Here is a 17,062-nt window from a genome sequence, read left to right on the forward strand (position 1 = left end):
CCGCGGTTGCCGTGGTGGCCGCGCTCGCCGGTCAGGCGGTCGTCGCGCCCTCGTCGAGCAGCCCCCGGAGCGTCGTGAGCCGAGCGGCGGACTCGTCGTCCGCCGCCGTCCACACCACGAGCACGTGCTCGGGGTCCTCCAGCCGACGCAGTTGCTCCCACCGCAGGTCGATCCGGCCCACGAGCGGGTTCTCGAACGCCGACTCCCCGCGGCGAGTCGGCCGGACCGCTCCGCCGGCCCACTCGGTCGCGAACGTCGTGCTCCGGGCCATCAGCTCGCCCAGGAGCTCCTGGAACCGGTCGTCGGCGTCGTGCTCGTCCAGCGAGTCCCGGAGCATCGCGGCGGTGCGGTGCGCCTCGGCCTCCCAGCCGTCCACCGAGTCCTCGACCCAGGGGTTCAGGAAGGTGAACCGCGCCAGGTTCGTGCCGACGGTGAGGGACGCGGACAGGGCACCGGCGAGCCGGTTCGCCGCCACGACGTCCAGGTGGCGGTCGAAGACCACGACCGGTTCGGCGAGCGCGTCCACGAAGTCCTGGGCCGACGTCGTCGTCGTGCCGTCCTCGTGTTCCATGCGATCACGCTAACCGGCCGGGCCGTGGAGCAGGGGGGAGAAGGGGGCCCCGGCGGGGACCCCGTCGCGGAGCCTCCGCCCCGCAGGGGGACCCCGGCACGGTGTGTCCGACCGTCGGAGAGCACCGTGCGCCGAACCCGGGGCCGCCGGCACGGGCTGTCGTCGGGGGTGACGGGCAACGACAGGGACACGACGACGCAGCACCCCCAGCCCTAGCGTGACGACGCCGGGACCCCCCCCGGTCCCCGCACCACCCCAGACGTTCGTCACGAAGGAGACCCGCACATGGCTGCACCCACCATCGTCCTCGTCCACGGCGCGTTCGCCGACTCCGGCAGCTGGGTACCCGTCACCCGCGAGCTGCTCGACCGCGGCCACACCGTTCTCGTCCCGCCGGTCTACAACCGGAGCCTCGCCGAGGACGCCGCCTCGATCCGCGCCGTCGCCGAGCACGTCGACGGGCCGGTCGTCCTCGCCGGTCACTCGTACGGCGGGGCCGTGATCACCGTCGCCGGCGAGGCCGAGAACGTCGTCGGACTCGTCTACGTCTCCGGTTACGTGCTCGAGGTCGGCGAGAGCCTCGGGCAGCTGCAGGGCGGGTTCCCCGACTCCGACCTCGCCGCGAACCTGGTGTACACGCCGTACCCGGTCGCCGGCGCCGAGGACGGCACCGACGTCTCCGTCGCGATCGACGCGTTCCCGCAGGTCTTCGCCGCCGGGGTCGACCCGCGCGTCGCCGAGGTGCTCGCCGTCTCGCAGCGCCCGCTGTCCGGTGCCGCCTTCGGCGAACCGGCCTCCGCCGCTGCGTGGAAGACCACCCCCGCGTGGGCGATCGTCTCGTCCGACGACCACACCATCAACCCCGAGGTGGAGCGCTTCGGCTACTCCCGCGCCGGCATCACCGACGTGACCGAGCTCGCCGCCCCGCACCTCGTCATGCAGACCCACCCGAAGGACGTCGCCGACGTCATCGAGCGCGCCGTCGCCGCGACCAGCGCGACCGACGCCGCCGCCTGACCCGACCATCCCTGGAGGCGCGGCGTGCGCCCGACGCGCACCGCGCCTCCAGGATGTCCCCGTTCCACCCCAGGAGGCGACGTGACCACGGAACGCACCACCCCAGCACCCCGCGGCGGCGCCCTGGCGCCGCTCGTGATCCCGGTCTTCCGCGCCCTGTGGATCGCGGTGCTGGTGAGCAACATCGGCAGCTGGATGCAGACCGTCGGCGCGCAGTGGCTGCTCGTCGACGAGCACGCCGCACCCGTCGTCGTCGCCCTCGTGCAGACCGCGTCGAGCCTGCCGGTGCTGCTCGTCGGGATCCCCGCCGGGGTGATCGGCGAGTTCGTCGACCGGCGGCGGCTGCTCATCGGGGTGCAGGCGTTCCAGGTGGTCGTCGGCGTCGTGATGACCGTGCTCACCGCGACCGGCGACATGACCCCGGCGCTCCTGCTCACCGTCACGTTCCTGCTCGGGACCGCCTCGGCGCTCCAGCTGCCCGCGTACCAGGCGCTCGTGCCCGAGATCGTGCCGCGCGCCGCGATCACCGACGCCGCGGCGCTCAGCTCCGTCGGCGTCAACGTCGCCCGGGCGATCGGACCGGCGCTCGCCGGGGTGGTGATCGCGCAGCTCGGCGTGCCGTTCGTGTTCGCCGCCAATGCGCTGTCGTTCGCGCTCTTCCTGGTGGTGCTCGTCGCCTGGCGCGGCTACCAGCGCCCCGAGACGCGGGCCGAACCGTTCATCGACGCCACCCGCGCCGGGCTGCGGTACGTCCTGCACGCGGCGGTCGTCCGCCGGCTGCTCGTGCAGCTCGCCGTCTTCATGGTGCCCGCGAACGCGCTGTGGGCACTCCTGCCGCTCGTCGCCGACGGCTCGCTCGGCCTGTCCTCCGGCGGGTACGGACTGCTGCTCGCCGCCGTCGGCATCGGGTCCGTCGGCGGGGCGTTCCTGATGCCGGCGGTCCGTGCGCGGCTCGGCATCGGCCGCACGGTCGGCATCGCCTCGGTGGTGTTCGGTGTCTGCACCACCGTCGTCGCGCTCGTCCCCGTGCTTGCGGTCGTCCTCGTCGCGCTGCTGGTCGGCGGGGTGGCCTGGATCGCCGTGGTGACGACGCTGAACGGCACCGTGCAGGCGTTCCTGCCCGCCTGGGTCCGGACCCGCGGGCTCGCCGGTTACCAGCTCGTGCTCTTCGGCTGCACCGCGATCGGCGCGGCGCTCGCCGGCGCGGTCGCCACGCCGCTCGGGGTGACGGGGGTGCTCGCCGGGGCCGGCGTCCTCACCGCGCTCAGCGCCGCAGCGCTGCTCGTGTCCGGGTTCCCGGTGCTCACCGACCGGCAGCGTGCCGTGACGCCGATGCCGTTCGGGGACGAGGTGTTCGTGGCGGACGACCACGGCGCGGCGACGGGGGAGACCCTCGTGCTGCTGCACTGGACGGTCCCTGCGGATGCGGTCGACGAGTTCCGGGCGCGCGCCGAACGGCTCGGGCGGAGTCGTCGGCGGACCGGTGCCCGTGACTGGAACCTCTACCGGGACGCCGCGACCGGGCCGGACGCCTGGGTGGAGGCGTTCCGGGTGGGGTCGTGGCAGGAGCACGTCGACCAGCACGAGGTCCGGCAGACCGGGGACGACGCGCGGACCCTGCAGGCGGTGCGCGAGGTCGCGGGCGAGCCGCGTGTCGAGCACCTGGTCGCGGAGGGGGTCGGCAGTCCGTCGTCGGGGTGACGGGTGGGGTCAGCGGCCGGTGTCAGCAGCCGGTCGTGGTGAGGGTCACCGTCGCGACCGTGCCGTCGGACACCTTGGTCGTCTGCGGGCAGAGGTCGCCGGCGCGGACCGTGACCTTGCCGAGGGGGACGCCCGCGAAGTCGGCCGTGCCGCCCGGGAACACCCGCTGGTGCTCGGAGAGCTTGCCGGTCGAGGCGAACACCTTGACCTCGTAGGGGTGGTCGGCGGCGTTCGACGACACCGTGACCGACACCTGGCCGGTGGAGTCGTGGGCGCCACAGCCGGCGAGGGCCAGGAGCGCGGCCACGCCGAGGACGGTTGCGGGGACGACTCGGAGCACGACGACCAGGGTACGCCGACGCGCCCGACGATCTGCGCCCTCCGGACTGGGGCCAGGCCCTGTCCGTTCAGCGCGTTACCGTGGGAGCATGCAGCCGGAAACCGCGATGTCCGTGCCCGCGCCGACCGGGGCCGATGCCGTCCGGCGAGCGGCCTTGATCGCGGCACTCGACGTGGTCGACGGTGGCGTCGAGGAACGGTTCGAACGGATCACCCGCATCGCGCGCGAGGCCCTCGGGGTCTCCGGCTCGTTCCTCAACCTGGCCGGCGAGACCACGCTGACGATCAAGTCGCAGCAGAGCGACGCAGCCTTCGGCCCGGTCATCCCGCTGCAGGACACCTTCTGCGGCCGGACCCTGGGCGAGCAGGGGCCCGTGGTCGTCCCGGATGCCCGGGTGGACGCCCGGTACGCGGACCTGCCGATGGTGCTCGGCGATCCGAACGTCCGGTTCTACGCCGGTGTCGGGCTCCGTGCCGGCGACGACGACCTGAAGATCGGCACCCTCTGCCTGATCGACCCCGAGCCGCGCACCCTCGACGCCGACGAGCTCGAACTGCTGCAGGAACTCGGCATCTGGGCAGAGCGCGAACTGCTCGCCGGAGCCGACGAGGACCGCCTGCGCACCGTGCTCGACGGCCTGCAGCCGGCCGAGGTGCAGGTTCCCGGCTACCGGATCACGGGGATGTCGATCCCGCACGGGCTCGTCTCCGGCGACTTCCACGACTGGCACCGTTCCGGCGAGGACTCGATCCACCTGACCGTGTCGGACGTCATGGGCAAGGGGATGTCCGCCGGGCTCCTCGCCGCGAACATCCGAGGAGGCCTGCTCGCCCGCGGCGACCAGGACCCGGGCACCGCAGTCGCCGAGCTCGAGGCGCAGGTCGCCCCCGAGCTCAGCCGTGCCGAGTCCTTCGCGACGATGTTCCACGGCCGGCTGATCCCGTCCACCGGGCGACTCGACTTCGCCGACGCCGGCCACGGGCTCGTGCTGCAGCTCCGCGACGACGGTGCCGAGCGGATCCTGCGGTCGTCGGACCTGCCGATCGGGCTGCACCCCGCCGGGATGCCCCGCGCCGCCGGCTCGCTCGTGCTCCGGCCCGGTGACGTGCTCATCGTCGTGACCGACGGCGCGCTCGAGCTCTGGGACTCCACACTCGCGTCGCTGTCCGAGCTGGGGTCGCTGTACCGGGAGTCCCCGGACGTCGAGACGTTCCTGCAGCGGGTGCGCGCACGTGTCGCCGAGCACGACCCGGGCGACGACCTGACCGTCGTCGTCGTGGCGCGCGACGCACTCGGCGCGTTCGGGGCGCTCGAGGCCTGACCGGTCGAGAACTGTCGGCTGGCTCGTCGGCCGGTCACGCGGCGATTCGTCGCCGGCCGAGGGGTCGCGACGTGTCGTGCGTGGGGCGCCGAGTGGTCGCGAACTGTCGGTTGGCGGGGCGTTGGCCGAGGGTTCGTGACCGTCCGCCGGACCTGAGCGGGGTGTCGTGACCGTTCGGCCGGCGACGGGCGTCACGCGGCGAGTGGTCGTGACGTGTCGTGCGTGGGCCGCCGAGTGGTCGCGAACTGTCGGTTGGCGGGGCGTTGGCCGACGGTTCGTGACCGTTCGCCGGAGCTGAGCGGGGTGTCGTGACCGTTCGGCCGGCGACGGGCGTCACGCGGCGAGGGGTCGCGACGCGTCGTGCGTGGGCCGCCGAGTGGTCACGAACTGTCGGTTGGCGGGGCGTTGGCCGACGGTTCGTGACCGCTCGCCGGACCTGAGCGGGGTGTCGTGACCGTCCGGGCCACGCCACGCCACGCGACACCACGCGCCGGCCTGGCGCAGCGTCAGGCGCCGAGGCGCTCGATCAGCTCGGCGTAGCGCGCAGCCGTGCGCTCGACGATCTCGTCCGGGAGCACCGGCGGCGTGCCCTGGCGGTCCCAGTGCGCGCTGAGCCAGTCCCGCACGATCTGCTTGTCGAACGAGTCGGTGCGGTCGGCGGAACGGGCGTCCCAGTAGCGGCTGGAGTCGCTCGTCAGGACCTCGTCGGCGATGCGGATCCGGCCGGTGGCGTCCTGCCCGAACTCGAACTTGGTGTCGGCGATGACGACGTCCCGCTCGAGGGCGATGGCCGCGGCCTCGGTGTAGACGTGCAGCGAGAGCTCGCGCAGGGTGGCCGCGGTCTCGGCACCGACCAGGTCGACGGTCCGCTCGTACGAGATGTTCTCGTCGTGCTCGCCCTGGGCCGCCTTGTACGCCGGCGTGTAGATCGGTTCCGGCAGGCGGTCACCGTTGGACAGGCCCGCGGGGAGCGCGACGCCGCACACGCTGCCGGTCTCCTGGTACTCGGCCCAGCCGCTGCCGACCAGGTACCCGCGCACGACGCACTCGACGGGGAACATCGTGAGCGGCATGACGTGCATCGACCGTGCCTCGACCTCGGCCGGCACGGGGGTGCCACCGGAGGACGGACCGATGATGTGGTTCGGGACGTCGCTCAGCTGGGTGAACCAGAACCGCGACAGGCGGGTCAGCAGCTCGCCCTTGCCCGGGATCGGCGGCTCGAGCGCGAAGTCGTACGCGCTGACCCGGTCCGAGGCGACGAGCAGCAGCTCGGACGCGCTCGCCAGGTCGGCGGTGCCCTCGGGCACGTAGAGCTCGCGGACCTTGCCGGACGAGACGTGCCGCCAGCCGGCGATCGGCGCGGGGGCGGTCACTTCGCAACCTTCGCGGCGATGTCGGTGCGGAACTGCGCGCCCTCGAGCGTGATGTCGCCGAGCCCGGCGTAGGCACGTTCACGGGCCTGGGCGAAGTCCGACCCGGTCGCGACGACGCTGAGCACCCGGCCACCCGTGGCGACGAGCGTGTCGTCGAGGACGCCGGTGGCGGCGTGCGCGACCGAGACGCCGTCGCGGGCGTTCGCGTCGTCGATGCCGGTGATCGGTCGACCGGTCTGCGGGTTCTCCGGGTAGCCCTCGCTCGCCAGGACGACGGTCACGGCGACCTCGTCGCGGAACACGGGCGCGGGCACGGCACCGAGCTGCCCAGTGGCGGCGGCCAGCAGGAGTTCGCTGAGCGGCGTGGCCAGGCGGGGGAGCACGACCTGCGTCTCCGGGTCACCGAAGCGCGCGTTGAACTCGATCACGCGGACGCCCTGCTCGGTGACGATGAGGCCGCAGTACAGGAGTCCGACGAACGGCGTGCCCTCGTGCTCGAGACGACGGACGGTCGGCAGCGCGACGAGCTCGGTGACCTCGTCGACGAAGGCCTGCTCGGACGGCCAGCGGTCGGCGAGCCACGGCAGCGGCGAGTACGCGCCCATGCCGCCCGTGTTCGGTCCGAGGTCTCCGTCGGCCAGGCGCTTGTAGTCCTGCGCCGGGCTGAGCGCGCGGACGTCGTGCCCGTCGCTCAGGAAGAACAACGAGACCTCTTCGCCGTCGAGGAACTCCTCGACCACGACGTGTCCGTGCTGGAGCCAGTAGGTGGCGTGGTCGATCGCAGCCTGGCGGTCATCGGTCACGAGCACGCCCTTGCCGGCGGCGAGCCCGTCGGCCTTGACCACGTACGGGGCGCCGAGCTCGTCGATCGCGGCGACGGCTTCGTCCGCCGTGCCGGCGTAGACCGGACGCCCGGTGGGCACACCGGCCTCGCCCATGATCCGCTTGGCGAACGCCTTCGAGCCCTCGAGCTGTGCGGCGGCCTTGCCCGGCCCGAACACCGGGATGCCGCGCGTGCGCACCGGGTCGGCCACGCCGGCGATGAGCGGGGCCTCTGGGCCCACGACGACGAGCTCGACGTCGTTCTCGATCGCGTACTCGGCGACGAGCGCACCGTTGGTGGGGTCGAGGGAGACGGTCTCGACGTCAGCGGCGATGCCGGCGTTGCCGGGCGCTGCCGTGATGACGTGGCCCGCATGCTCAGCGAGGAGGGCCGTGATGATCGCGTGCTCGCGGGCACCGGAACCGAGGACGAGGATTCGCACCCGATCACCCTACCCAGCCCGACTCGCCGCCCGCGATGCGAGGGCTAGCCTGTGGAGATGCCACCCAGGAGGATCGAGGACGCCGACGGGCGCGCGGCACTGGCCGCGGTGCGTCGTGGGGACACGGCCCGACCGGCCGTCGCGACCGCGGTGCGGTGGACGTTGCAGTGCCTGGCGGACGAGGTCCCGGGCAACAGCGTCGAGGTGCGGGTGCCGCCGTTCGCCGCCGTCCAGGCCGTGCCCGGACCCCGGCACACCCGTGGCACGCCGCCGAACGTGGTCGAGACCGACGCCACCACGTGGCTGGCGCTCGCGTCCGGCGAGCTGACCTGGGCCGAGGCGGTCGCGCAGTCGCGCGTCAGCGCCTCGGGCTCGCGCGCCGACCTGACGGCGTTCCTGCCGGTCCGGCTGCCCGCCCCCGGCGCCTGACCCTGCGAGCCGCCGGCACCGATCCGCCGGCACCGATCCGTCGGCACCGATCCGCCAGCACCGATCCGCCAGCACCGATCCGCCGCGGCGAAAGCGTCTGCGGAGAACTCCCACGCGAATTAGGTAGTGCCTACCGATGCGCCCGCATCGACCGGGTTCCTAAGCTTGAAGTCGCCGGGATTCGGACCCGACCCGAACGGGTCCGAACCCGGCGACAGGCACCAAGGTACGCGATGTTCCACACAACGTGTCAATCGTGGCGGCGCGTCGTGCTGCAATCCGCAACGTTCTTGCGTGCGCGACAGCTGACGCGGAACGCGGAACCGGCCGTGCCGGGTACCGAGCAGCTCAGAGCAGCTCGCTGAGCTCCGACCGCGCGTGCAGGTCCCACTTCGCGAAGACACGCGACAGGTGCGCGTCGATCGTCCGCGTCGAGAGCCCGAGGGACTCCGCGATCCGCCGGTTGCTCAGCCCCTGCGCGGCGAGTTCGGCGACCTCGTACTCGCGCTTCGTCAGCGGCGGTTTCGAGTGTCCCGCGGTCACGGAGATGCCGTGTGCCGCGAGCAGTCCCTGCGCCGCGATCACCCGCGTCCGGTCGCCGGCGCGTACGGCGTCGGCGTACTCGATCACCGCGGCCGCGAGCGGTCCGTCGACGCGGGTGGCGGCCTCGCGCATCCGCTCGAGCGAGCCGGTCGAGTCGCGCCCCTGCGCCATACCGACCGCGTGGTGCAGGGCGTACCCGTACATCACGTGCGTCCACGAGCCGTTGGCCGTGCTGCGTTCGATGATCTCGTCGGCGTGCTGCAGCCCCGCCGGGTTGCCGAGCACGGCCTCGGTCCAGGCGATCGACACGGCGACCTGCTCGCCGGTGATGCGCATCGCCCGTTGCGGGGTGGTCCGGGCACGGTCGAGCGCGCTGGCGGCTGCTTCCGGGCGTCCGCCGTACGCGAGCGCCAGGGCCAGACGTGCCCAGGGGTAGGCCGCGAACCCGCCGTGGTCGGCGATGTCGTACCGTTCGCACGCCGCCGAGAACGCGGCGACGGCGTCGTCCCAGCGGCGCTGTGCGATCGCCAGGTTGCCCTGACCGATGAGCTCGAGCGTGAAGTCGTACTTCAGGTAGGGGCTGGACCGACCCGCGGGTACCTCGATGATCAGGTCGTCGAGGTCGCCGCGCCACATCTGCACCTGGTGCAGGACGGAGGAGTTCTCGCCGACGCTCCAGGGTGCTGCCTCGACGTGGGCCACGGCGGTGGCCAGGGCGCGGTGACCGAGCGCGGACGCGTCGTCCAGCCGGCCGGCGGTCGCCAACGCCATCACCGCGCAGGGTGCGACGGCGAGGAACGACATCGGCATCGTCGGGGCGTCCACGATGCCGCTGCGCTCGATCTCGGCCCGGACCTCGGCGAAGTCGCCGCCCCAGCCCTGGTGCGCCATCCGCAGCAGCCGGAGCCGTTCGACGGCCTCGTCGGACACCACCAGGCGCGTGGCGGCATCGGTCAGGGCGACCGCCGCCGCGACGTCGTCATCGTGGAACTGGCGGATGTTCGCCAGGGTCTCGCACGCTTCGATGACGGCCTCGTCGGTGACGTCGCCGACGTGCCGCTTCGCCACGCCCCAGGCGGCTTCGGCGTCGGCGCGGCCGGCTTCACGGCCGTCCGAGTACGAGTACGCCAGCGAGCGGAGGCAGTGTGCCGCGACCTGTTCGGTGGGGGTGAGCGTCGTGCGGAGCGCTGCCGAGGCCAGGGCGATCCCGCTCTCGTGCTCCTGCAGCCGCACGGCGACCTGCGCCGCGTCGAGCAGCTGGTCGACCGACGGCAGCACCCCGCACTCGAGCGACCACAGTGCGGCACGCAGGCGTGCGGCGGGCGGTGCGCCCTCGGGCCGGTCGGTGCGGAAGGCGTTGGCGCGCGCGAAGAGTGCCGTTCGCCGGGCCACCGGCACCAGGGTCCGGATGACCTCGCCGACGAGCGGGTGCGACGGCCGGACGACCGCGGCACCGTCGTCGAGCGAGTCGATGCGGACCAGGCCGAGCGCGACGACCCGGTCGACGTCCCCGCCGGTCACCAGGCCGAGCAGGCGCGCGAGCGGGATCGGGTCGGCGAGGGCGACGATGTCGACGACGTCGCGCAGGTCCTCCGGCAGCGACCCGAGCTCGGTGCGGTACATGTCGGCCAGGCTGTCCGACGCGGTCACCCGCCCGCGCCAGTACCACCCGGTCGCGGTGTGGTCGAGGGCGCCGGAGACCCGCGCCGCACGGACCACCTCGCGCAGGTACAGCGGGTTGCCGGCGGTGGCGCGGTGGACGCGCTCGGCCGAGGCGTTCTCGAGCGGCGAGCCCAGTGCCTCGGCCACGAGCGCCGCGGTCTCGTGCAGCGCCAGGGGCTGCAGGTCGATGCGCTCGAGCAGGTCGTCCTGCCACAGCGCGCGGAGCGGCTCGGGGAGGGCCGTGAAGTCGCGGCAGGTCAGGACCAGCCGGGCGCCCTGCCGGCGGACCAGCCAGGCGACGTACCGCGCGGAGATCGCGTCGAGGTGGTCTGCGTCGTCGACGCGGAGCAGGACGTCGCGGTCGACGAGGTCCTCGATCGCACGGAAGCGCTGCTCGGCGCCGGTGTCGTCGGACAGCTCCGAGATGGACGCCGGCAGCTCGCCGAAGCGCTCGGCGACGGCACCGAAGGGCATCGACCGGCTCGCGGCGACCGCCGTGATCGGCACGACGACCGTGCGGCCGGTGCCGTCGCGACCGGCGACGCGGTCGGTCACCCGCGCCGCGGCGGTGCTCTTGCCGATGCCGGGGGCACCGACGAGCGCGACGCTCCACCGGTGCTCGGCGACGACGGCGACGGCGCGGTCCTCTTCCGCGCGCTGCGCGACGGGCCAGGCCACGCGGGCGGGGGCGGCCGGTCGGCGTCGGCGGGCGGGTGCGGTTCGTTCACGCATCCGACACACCTCCTCCGCTTGGGATACCGACCAGTAGCGTCCATCCTCTCCCGGATCGGTCGCCGCGCACAGGCCGCGGGACGTCCCACAGTGGGGGACAATGGACAGGTGAGCAACACCGATCAACCCGACGAGCAGCCGCTCCCCACGCCGGCACCGGCTCCCAGCGCGGTCGCCAGCCCCGACGAGGTCACCATCCGCCGTGCACCGAAGTTCGGCGTGTTCATCGTCGGCGGTGCCGTGCTCGGGTTCCTCGCGACCCTCGTCGTGGTCGCCCTCACCATGAACCTCGGCGGCCAGCGGGACCAGACCAGCTTCGGCAGCCTGGTCGGCTACTTCAGCCTGTGGGGCGTCACGATCGGCGCCTTCGTCGGTGCGGTCGTCGCCGTCGTGTTCGACCGGGTCTACGCCCGGCGGTCGGCCCGCCTGACGGCGGAGCGCGTCGAGGTCGAACTGCCGCCCGAGACGGTCGACGGTGAGCTCGACGACCACGGTGACCAGCGGCCGTAGCCGCTCCCGATCAACGGACTGGAGGCCCGGTGCCAGCTGGCACCGTCCCTCCAGGCACGGCCGTCACCCCGCTGGCGCGGTGCGCCGGTACCGGCTGGTGGGGCCCACCTCCCGTCCGTCTGGTGGTCGCGATCGCGACCACCACTCAGCTGAGCTGGTTCGCCTCGACCCAGGACAGGTACTCCGGGCTCACGGTGCCCGTGACGTACTCGCCCGTGAAGCAGCTCATCTCGAGGTCGGTCACGTCCGAGCCCTCGATGATGGCGTCGCGCATGTCCCCGACCTCCTGGTAGATCAGGTGGTCGCTGCCGAGCACGCGGTTGATCTCCGGGATCTTCCGGTCGTGCGCGATGAGCTCCGCACGCGTCGGCATGTTGATGCCGTAGACGTGCGGGAACCGGACAGGAGGAGCGGCGCTCGTGAACGTGACCTCGTTCGCGCCCGCGGCCCGGGCCATCTCGACGATCTCGCGGCTCGTGGTGCCGCGGACGATCGAGTCGTCGACGATCAGGATGTTCTTGCCCTTGAACTCGGACGACATCGCGTTGAGCTTCTGGCGCACCGAACGCTTGCGCTCCGCCTGCCCCGGCATGATGAAGGTGCGGCCGACGTAGCGGTTCTTGTAGAAGCCCTCGCGGTACTCGATGCCGAGCTTCCGGGCGACCTGCATGGCCGCCGGACGGCTCGAGTCCGGGATCGGCATGACCACGTCGATGTCACCGGTCGGCGCGTACTGCTCGATGGTGTCGGCGAGGCGGTTGCCGAGGCGCAGACGTGCGTCGTAGACCGAGATGCCGTTCATCACCGAGTCGGGACGAGCCAGGTAGACGTACTCGAACGAGCACGGCACCAGGCGCGGGTTCTTCGCGCACTGGCGGGCGTGCATCTGGCCGTTCATCTCGATGAAGACGGCCTCGCCCGGAGCGATGTCGCGGACGATCTCGTAGCCGCCGGACTCGAGCACGAGCGACTCGCTCGCGACGACCCACTCCGGCTGCCCGGCCTCGTCGAACTTGTGGCCGAGGATCAGCGGGCGGATGCCGAACGGGTCGCGGAAGGCCAGCAGCCCGTGCCCGGCGATGGTCGCGATCGTGGCGTAGGAGCCCTCGACCCGCTCGTGCACGCGCTCGACGGCGTCGAAGACCTGACCCGGGTCGAGGTTCGCGCCGCGGACCTGGCCCTGCAGCTCGTGCGCCAGCACGTTCACCAGGAGCTCGGTGTCGCTCGTCGTGTTCAGGTGACGACGGTCGATGTCGAACAGTTCACGCGTGAGTTCCCGCGTGTTGGTGAGGTTGCCGTTGTGGACGAGGACGATGCCGTACGGCGCGTTCACGTAGAACGGCTGGGCTTCTTCCTCGTTCGTCGCGGCGCCCTTGGTGGCGTAGCGGACGTGTCCGAGCCCCATGGTGCCGAGGAGGGCACGCATGTCGCGGGTGCGGAACGCCTCACGCACGTGGCCGCGGGTCTTGTGCATGTGGTGCACGTGACCCTCGACCGTGGCGATGCCCGTCGAGTCCTGCCCGCGGTGCTGCAGGAGGAGCAGTGCGTCGTAGATGGATTGGTTGGCGGGGCCCTGCGCAACAAGGCCGACGATGCCGCACATTCGCGGGTGTGCTCCAGACCGTAGAATCGGGGGGTACCGAACAAGTCTGCCATGTCACCGCGAAGGACTCCGCATGCCCAACCCGTACGCCGAAGCCGGAGTGGACACCGCTGCCGGTGACCTGGCCGTCGAACTGATGAAGTCCGCGGTCGCGGCCACCCACAACGCCTCGGTCCTCGGTGGCGTCGGTGGGTTCGCCGGGCTCTACGACGTGTCGTTCCTGAAGGACTTCTCACACCCGTTGCTCGCGACGTCGACCGACGGCGTCGGCACCAAGGTCGCCATCGCGCAGGCGATCGACAAGCACGACACCATCGGGCAGGACCTGGTCGGCATGGTCGTCGACGACATCGTCGTGGTCGGCGCGAAGCCGCTGTTCATGACCGACTACATCGCGTGCGGTCGCGTGGTGCCGGGCCGGATCGCCGACATCGTCGCCGGCATCGCCCGCGGCTGCTCGGAGACCGGCACCGCCCTGGTCGGTGGCGAGACCGCCGAGCACCCGGGGCTGCTCGGCCCGGACGACTACGACGTGGCCGGCGCGGCGACGGGTGTCGTCGAGGCCGACGCGCAGCTCGGAGCACACCTGGTGCAGGACGGCGACGTGGTCCTGGCGATCGAGTCGTCGGGCCTGCACTCCAACGGGTACTCCCTCGTGCGGCACATCCTGGCGTCACGGGGCGTCGGCTTCACGGACCAGCTGCCCGAGCTGAGCGGCGTCGGGTTCGGCGGCGCGGTCTCCGTCGGCGAAGCCCTGCTCGAGCCGACCCGCCTGTACACCGCACCGCTCCTGGCACTGCTCGAGCAGCACCCGGGCGCGGTGCACTCGCTCTCGCACGTGACGGGTGGTGGCATCGCCGCGAACCTGGCGCGTGTGCTGCCCGTCGGCTCCTGGGTCGAGGTCGACCGTTCCACCTGGCAGCCGCTCCCGGTGTTCCGGGTCCTGGCCGACATGGCCGGTACCCCGATCGAGGACACCGAGGGCACCTGGAACCTGGGCATCGGCATGTTCGCCGTCGTCTCGGCCGGGGCTGCCGCCGAGGTCATCGCCTCGCTCGGTGCCGCCGGCATGCCCACGTGGCCCGTGGGCACGATCGCCACGTCCGCACGGGACCTGACCGGGTTCGAGCAGGGCGCCAAGGGTGTCGACGGCGGCGCGGTCCGGCTCGTCGGGAGCTACGCGGGCTGACCCGCCGGGTGGCGTGCTGCCGCCGCGCCGTTCTGCGTGCGGTGAGTGGTCACGAACCGTCGCCTGGCGGGCCTGCAACCGACGGGTTGTGGCCCCTCGGCGTCGTGCGCACGGTGAGTCGTGACCACTCGAGGCCGGGACCCGAGCGCGCCGACGGGCGTTCGGGCACGCGGAAACGCCGCGCTGCCCGAGGGCGGCGCGGCGTCACTGCAAGAGAGGTCAGGCGGACTTGTTCTGGTCTGCCTGGGTCTCGAACTCGTCTTCGTCTTCCGCCGGTTCCGGACCGTACTGGTCCGCCCAACGGTCGACGTAGTTCTCGTCGGAGTGTTGTCCGGCGGAGAGCTCCTGCTCGAGCGCACCGTAGTTCGTCTGCGGACTGAAGTACTTCAGCTCACGGGCGACCTTGGTGTGCTTCGCCTTCTGACGGCCGCGCCCCATGCGTGACCCCCTCGTTCGGCTCTGGTCCGGTCCTGGCGAATGACGGAAGATCACTCGGGGAACCAGACGGTTCGTGGTTTGAAATCTGCCGATCACTCTACCATGTACCTCGATCTGGACGTCGCGCGACGGCTGGCCCGCACAGCAGAATCGAACTGATGACGGAACCCCTCGAGCCCCCGGTCGACCAGCACGCCCGCGTGGTGGTGATCGGTGCGGGGCAGGCGGGGCTCTCCGTGGGATACCACCTGCGCCGTCTCGGGCTCGTCCCCGGCAGTGACCTGGTGATCCTCGACCGCGCGCCGAGCACCGGTGGGGCGTGGCAGTTCCGGTGGGAGGCCCTGCGGCTCGGAGCGGCGCACCGGGTGCACGACCTGCCCGGCATGCGCGCGATGGGCCTGGAGTTCGACGACGCCGACCGGTCACGACCCGCGCGGGACGTCGTCGGCGAGTACTACCGGCGGTTCGAGCAGCACTACGACCTGCGGGTGCGGCGCCCGGTCACGGTGACGTCCATCTCACGCATCGGCGGCGACGGCGGCGTGGCGGGCGACGTTCCGGCGGACGGCGGGCTCTGCGTCACGACCCGGAGCGCCGACGGCACCGTCACACGCATCCGTGCCGAGGTCGTGGTGAACGCATCCGGCACGTGGGGCACCCCGTTCGTGCCGTGGTACCCGGGGCGCGACGTGTTCCGCGGACGCCAGGTCGACACGACCGAGTACGGCAGCGCCGCCGAGTTCGCCCGCCAGGACGTCGTGGTGGTGGGCGGTGGGACGAGCGCGATCGGGTTCCTGCTCGAACTCGACGGCGTCGCCCGTTCGACGCGCTGGTTCACCCGGCGCCCGATGGTCTGGGCCGGGACCGCGTCGCTCGACGTCGAGTCCGCCGTGGCCGCCGTCGACGAACAGGACCGGGCCGCCCGCGCCGGCGAGGTCCTGCCGAGCATCGTCAGCGGCACCGGGGTCCCGGTGTCGCGACGGATCCGCGCCGGCATCGACCGCGGCGTGCTGCGCGACGAGCCGATGTTCACGCGGATGGACGAGACCGGGGTGGTGCGGGCAGACGGCACCCACGTGCACGCCGACGCGGTGATCTGGGCGACGGGGTTCCGGGCCGACCTGCGGCACCTCGCGCCGCTGCACCTGCGGACCACGGCGGGCGGGGTGGTGGTCGAGGACGGCCGGTCGGCCGAGGAGCCGCGCTTGTTCCTGGCCGGCTACGGTCCCCAGGCATCGACCATCGGTGCGAACCGGGCCGGCCGACGCATCGCCCGCCAGGTCATGGACGCGCTGGCGGGCTGAACGGCCGCGCGGCCCCTCGCACGGTGCGAGGGGCAGCGTGAACGGTGCGAGGTTCCGTTCCCGGTGCGGGCCTCGTGAGCTCTCACCGGGAACGGAACCTCGCACCAGACGAAACCGGGACGCGCGGCTCAGGCGGGGAGGGGCTCCTCGACGCCACGACGACGGCGCGACGACTTGAGCACCAGGGCGTCGAGCGAGAACCGCCCGGGCCCGGTCAATGCAACAGCGAGCGAGGCCACCGCGAGCACGAGCACGTACTCGAACCCGCCGTCCTGCGAGTAGAAGCCCGCGGTGCCGTGGGCAAGGAACCCGGCGACGACCATGTCGACGGCCAGCAGCACGCCGACGACGCGGGTCGCGACGCCGAGCACGAGCAGGACGCCGCCGACCAGCTCGAGGCCGGCGACGAGGGGTGCTGCGACCTCGGCGAGGGGGACGCCCATGCCCGAGAAGCCCTGCACCACGTTGGGGATGCCCTGGGCGAACTTCTGGGCGCCGTGGGCGATGAACACCACCCCGAGGACGATGCGGAGCGCGGTCAGGCCGATGGAGGTCGATGTCGTTCGCATGGCCACGAAGGTAGCCGGTGACGCGTCATCGATCGTCCTCGAACAGGGGACTGACCGCGCTTCGCCAGAACATGCCCAGAGCATGCCCAGACAGCGGTCCGCCGAAGGGCGGACTGCTTCTCAGGAATCGGCGCCGCGGCCGGTCTGCTGCTGGAGACGGTCGATGTGCTCAGACGCCTGCGCCTTGGTGAGGTCGGCGGGGAGTTCCTCGCCGGCTTCACGGGCCAGGGTGTCGAGGTAGCTGCGCTGCGGTCCGGTCATCGGCTCGTCGCCGGTGACCCACTGCTCGGGGTCCTTGCTCGCGTCGGTGGAGGGGTCGGGTCGGGGGCCGCCGAGGGTCTCGCCCTGGATCGGTGCGTCCGGGGTCTGCTGCTGGTCGCGGTCTGCGTCACTCATGTCCGCGACGGTACGCCGCACCCCCGTCACGACACGCAGCAGCGACGTCCCCCGAAGCGACTCAGCGCGCACGACGGCACGCATCCGCACCGAAGC

General features: G+C 72.4%; 16 protein-coding genes. 7 read left to right on the forward strand and 9 right to left on the reverse strand.

The genetic code is table 11. The features are described 5' to 3' along the window. Positions 1–31: 31 nt before the first annotated feature. Positions 32–571 (reverse strand): MmyB family transcriptional regulator, encoded by a 540-nt coding sequence (locus tag DEJ08_RS03055; RefSeq protein WP_111029819.1) that lies wholly within the window; start codon positions 569–571, stop codon positions 32–34. A gap of 285 nt (positions 572–856) precedes the next feature. Between DEJ08_RS03055 and DEJ08_RS03060 the strand changes: the two genes are divergently transcribed. Then, complete coding sequence (locus DEJ08_RS03060; protein ID WP_111053792.1) at positions 857–1,588, forward strand: alpha/beta fold hydrolase; 732 nt, start codon at positions 857–859, stop codon at positions 1,586–1,588. A gap of 81 nt (positions 1,589–1,669) precedes the next feature. Then, entirely contained in the window at positions 1,670–3,289 is a 1,620-nt protein-coding gene (locus DEJ08_RS03065; protein ID WP_181438907.1) for an MFS transporter, read from the forward strand. Positions 3,290–3,311: 22 nt separating this feature from the next. Here the strand turns inward: DEJ08_RS03065 and DEJ08_RS03070 are convergent, their stop codons facing one another. Continuing rightward, entirely contained in the window at positions 3,312–3,629 is a 318-nt protein-coding gene (locus DEJ08_RS03070; RefSeq protein WP_071405843.1) for a hypothetical protein, read from the reverse strand. Between the two features lie 88 nt (positions 3,630–3,717). On the opposite strand from DEJ08_RS03070, the gene DEJ08_RS03075 reads away from it, so the two are divergent. Beyond that, entirely contained in the window at positions 3,718–4,950 is a 1,233-nt protein-coding gene (locus DEJ08_RS03075; RefSeq protein WP_111053790.1) for a PP2C family protein-serine/threonine phosphatase, read from the forward strand. 506 nt (positions 4,951–5,456) lie between these two features. Here DEJ08_RS03075 and DEJ08_RS03080 read toward each other — a convergent pair. Together DEJ08_RS03080 and purD are read right to left on the reverse strand one after the other, a co-directional pair. Further along, positions 5,457–6,326 carry a phosphoribosylaminoimidazolesuccinocarboxamide synthase gene (locus DEJ08_RS03080; RefSeq protein ID WP_111046672.1) on the reverse strand — a complete coding sequence of 290 codons (870 nt, stop codon included), beginning with the start codon at positions 6,324–6,326 and terminating at the stop codon, positions 5,457–5,459. Continuing rightward, on the reverse strand, positions 6,323–7,591 hold the full coding sequence (purD, locus tag DEJ08_RS03085) for a phosphoribosylamine--glycine ligase (protein WP_110864321.1): 1,269 nt from the start codon (positions 7,589–7,591) through the stop codon (positions 6,323–6,325). Before purD ends, DEJ08_RS03080 begins: the two co-directional genes overlap by 4 nt. 57 nt (positions 7,592–7,648) lie before the next feature. Here purD and DEJ08_RS03090 point away from each other — a divergent pair, with 57 nt between their 5' ends. After that, a complete protein-coding gene (locus DEJ08_RS03090; RefSeq protein WP_111053927.1) occupies positions 7,649–8,020 on the forward strand; it encodes a sterol carrier family protein in 372 nt (123 codons plus the stop codon). Between the two features lie 348 nt (positions 8,021–8,368). Here DEJ08_RS03090 and DEJ08_RS03095 read toward each other — a convergent pair whose 3' ends face one another. Next, positions 8,369–10,957 (reverse strand): helix-turn-helix transcriptional regulator, encoded by a 2,589-nt coding sequence (locus DEJ08_RS03095; protein WP_146248435.1) that lies wholly within the window; start codon positions 10,955–10,957, stop codon positions 8,369–8,371. A 108-nt stretch (positions 10,958–11,065) separates the two neighbouring features. On the opposite strand from DEJ08_RS03095, the gene DEJ08_RS03100 reads away from it, so the two are divergent. Next, a complete protein-coding gene (locus DEJ08_RS03100; RefSeq protein ID WP_110858851.1) occupies positions 11,066–11,467 on the forward strand; it encodes a hypothetical protein in 402 nt (133 codons plus the stop codon). A 145-nt stretch (positions 11,468–11,612) separates the two neighbouring features. Here DEJ08_RS03100 and purF read toward each other — a convergent pair whose 3' ends face one another. Continuing rightward, entirely contained in the window at positions 11,613–13,070 is a 1,458-nt protein-coding gene (gene purF, locus DEJ08_RS03105) for an amidophosphoribosyltransferase (RefSeq protein ID WP_027465037.1), read from the reverse strand. A gap of 73 nt (positions 13,071–13,143) precedes the next feature. Here purF and purM point away from each other — a divergent pair, with 73 nt between their 5' ends. After that, a complete protein-coding gene (gene purM / locus DEJ08_RS03110) occupies positions 13,144–14,259 on the forward strand; it encodes a phosphoribosylformylglycinamidine cyclo-ligase (RefSeq protein ID WP_110858852.1) in 1,116 nt (371 codons plus the stop codon). 219 nt (positions 14,260–14,478) lie between these two features. On the opposite strand, the gene DEJ08_RS03115 is transcribed toward purM, so the two are convergent. Further along, positions 14,479–14,697: a DUF3073 domain-containing protein gene (locus tag DEJ08_RS03115; protein WP_017886249.1), complete on the reverse strand. Its 219-nt coding sequence runs from the start codon at positions 14,695–14,697 to the stop codon at positions 14,479–14,481. 158 nt (positions 14,698–14,855) lie between these two features. Between DEJ08_RS03115 and DEJ08_RS03120 the strand changes: the two genes are divergently transcribed. Further along, positions 14,856–16,001 carry an NAD(P)-binding domain-containing protein gene (locus tag DEJ08_RS03120; protein ID WP_111053788.1) on the forward strand — a complete coding sequence of 382 codons (1,146 nt, stop codon included), beginning with the start codon at positions 14,856–14,858 and terminating at the stop codon, positions 15,999–16,001. Between the two features lie 128 nt (positions 16,002–16,129). Here DEJ08_RS03120 and DEJ08_RS03125 read toward each other — a convergent pair whose 3' ends face one another. Together DEJ08_RS03125 and DEJ08_RS03130 are read right to left on the reverse strand one after the other, a co-directional pair. Beyond that, on the reverse strand, positions 16,130–16,570 hold the full coding sequence (locus tag DEJ08_RS03125; RefSeq protein ID WP_071405836.1) for a DoxX family protein: 441 nt from the start codon (positions 16,568–16,570) through the stop codon (positions 16,130–16,132). A 120-nt stretch (positions 16,571–16,690) separates the two neighbouring features. After that, positions 16,691–16,966 carry a DUF3072 domain-containing protein gene (locus tag DEJ08_RS03130; RefSeq protein ID WP_017886246.1) on the reverse strand — a complete coding sequence of 92 codons (276 nt, stop codon included), beginning with the start codon at positions 16,964–16,966 and terminating at the stop codon, positions 16,691–16,693. Positions 16,967–17,062: the final 96 nt, after the last annotated feature.

Origin of the sequence: Curtobacterium sp. MCLR17_054 (assembly GCF_003234335.2) — a bacterium.
Taxonomy (GTDB): Bacteria; Actinomycetota; Actinomycetes; order Actinomycetales; family Microbacteriaceae; genus Curtobacterium; species Curtobacterium flaccumfaciens.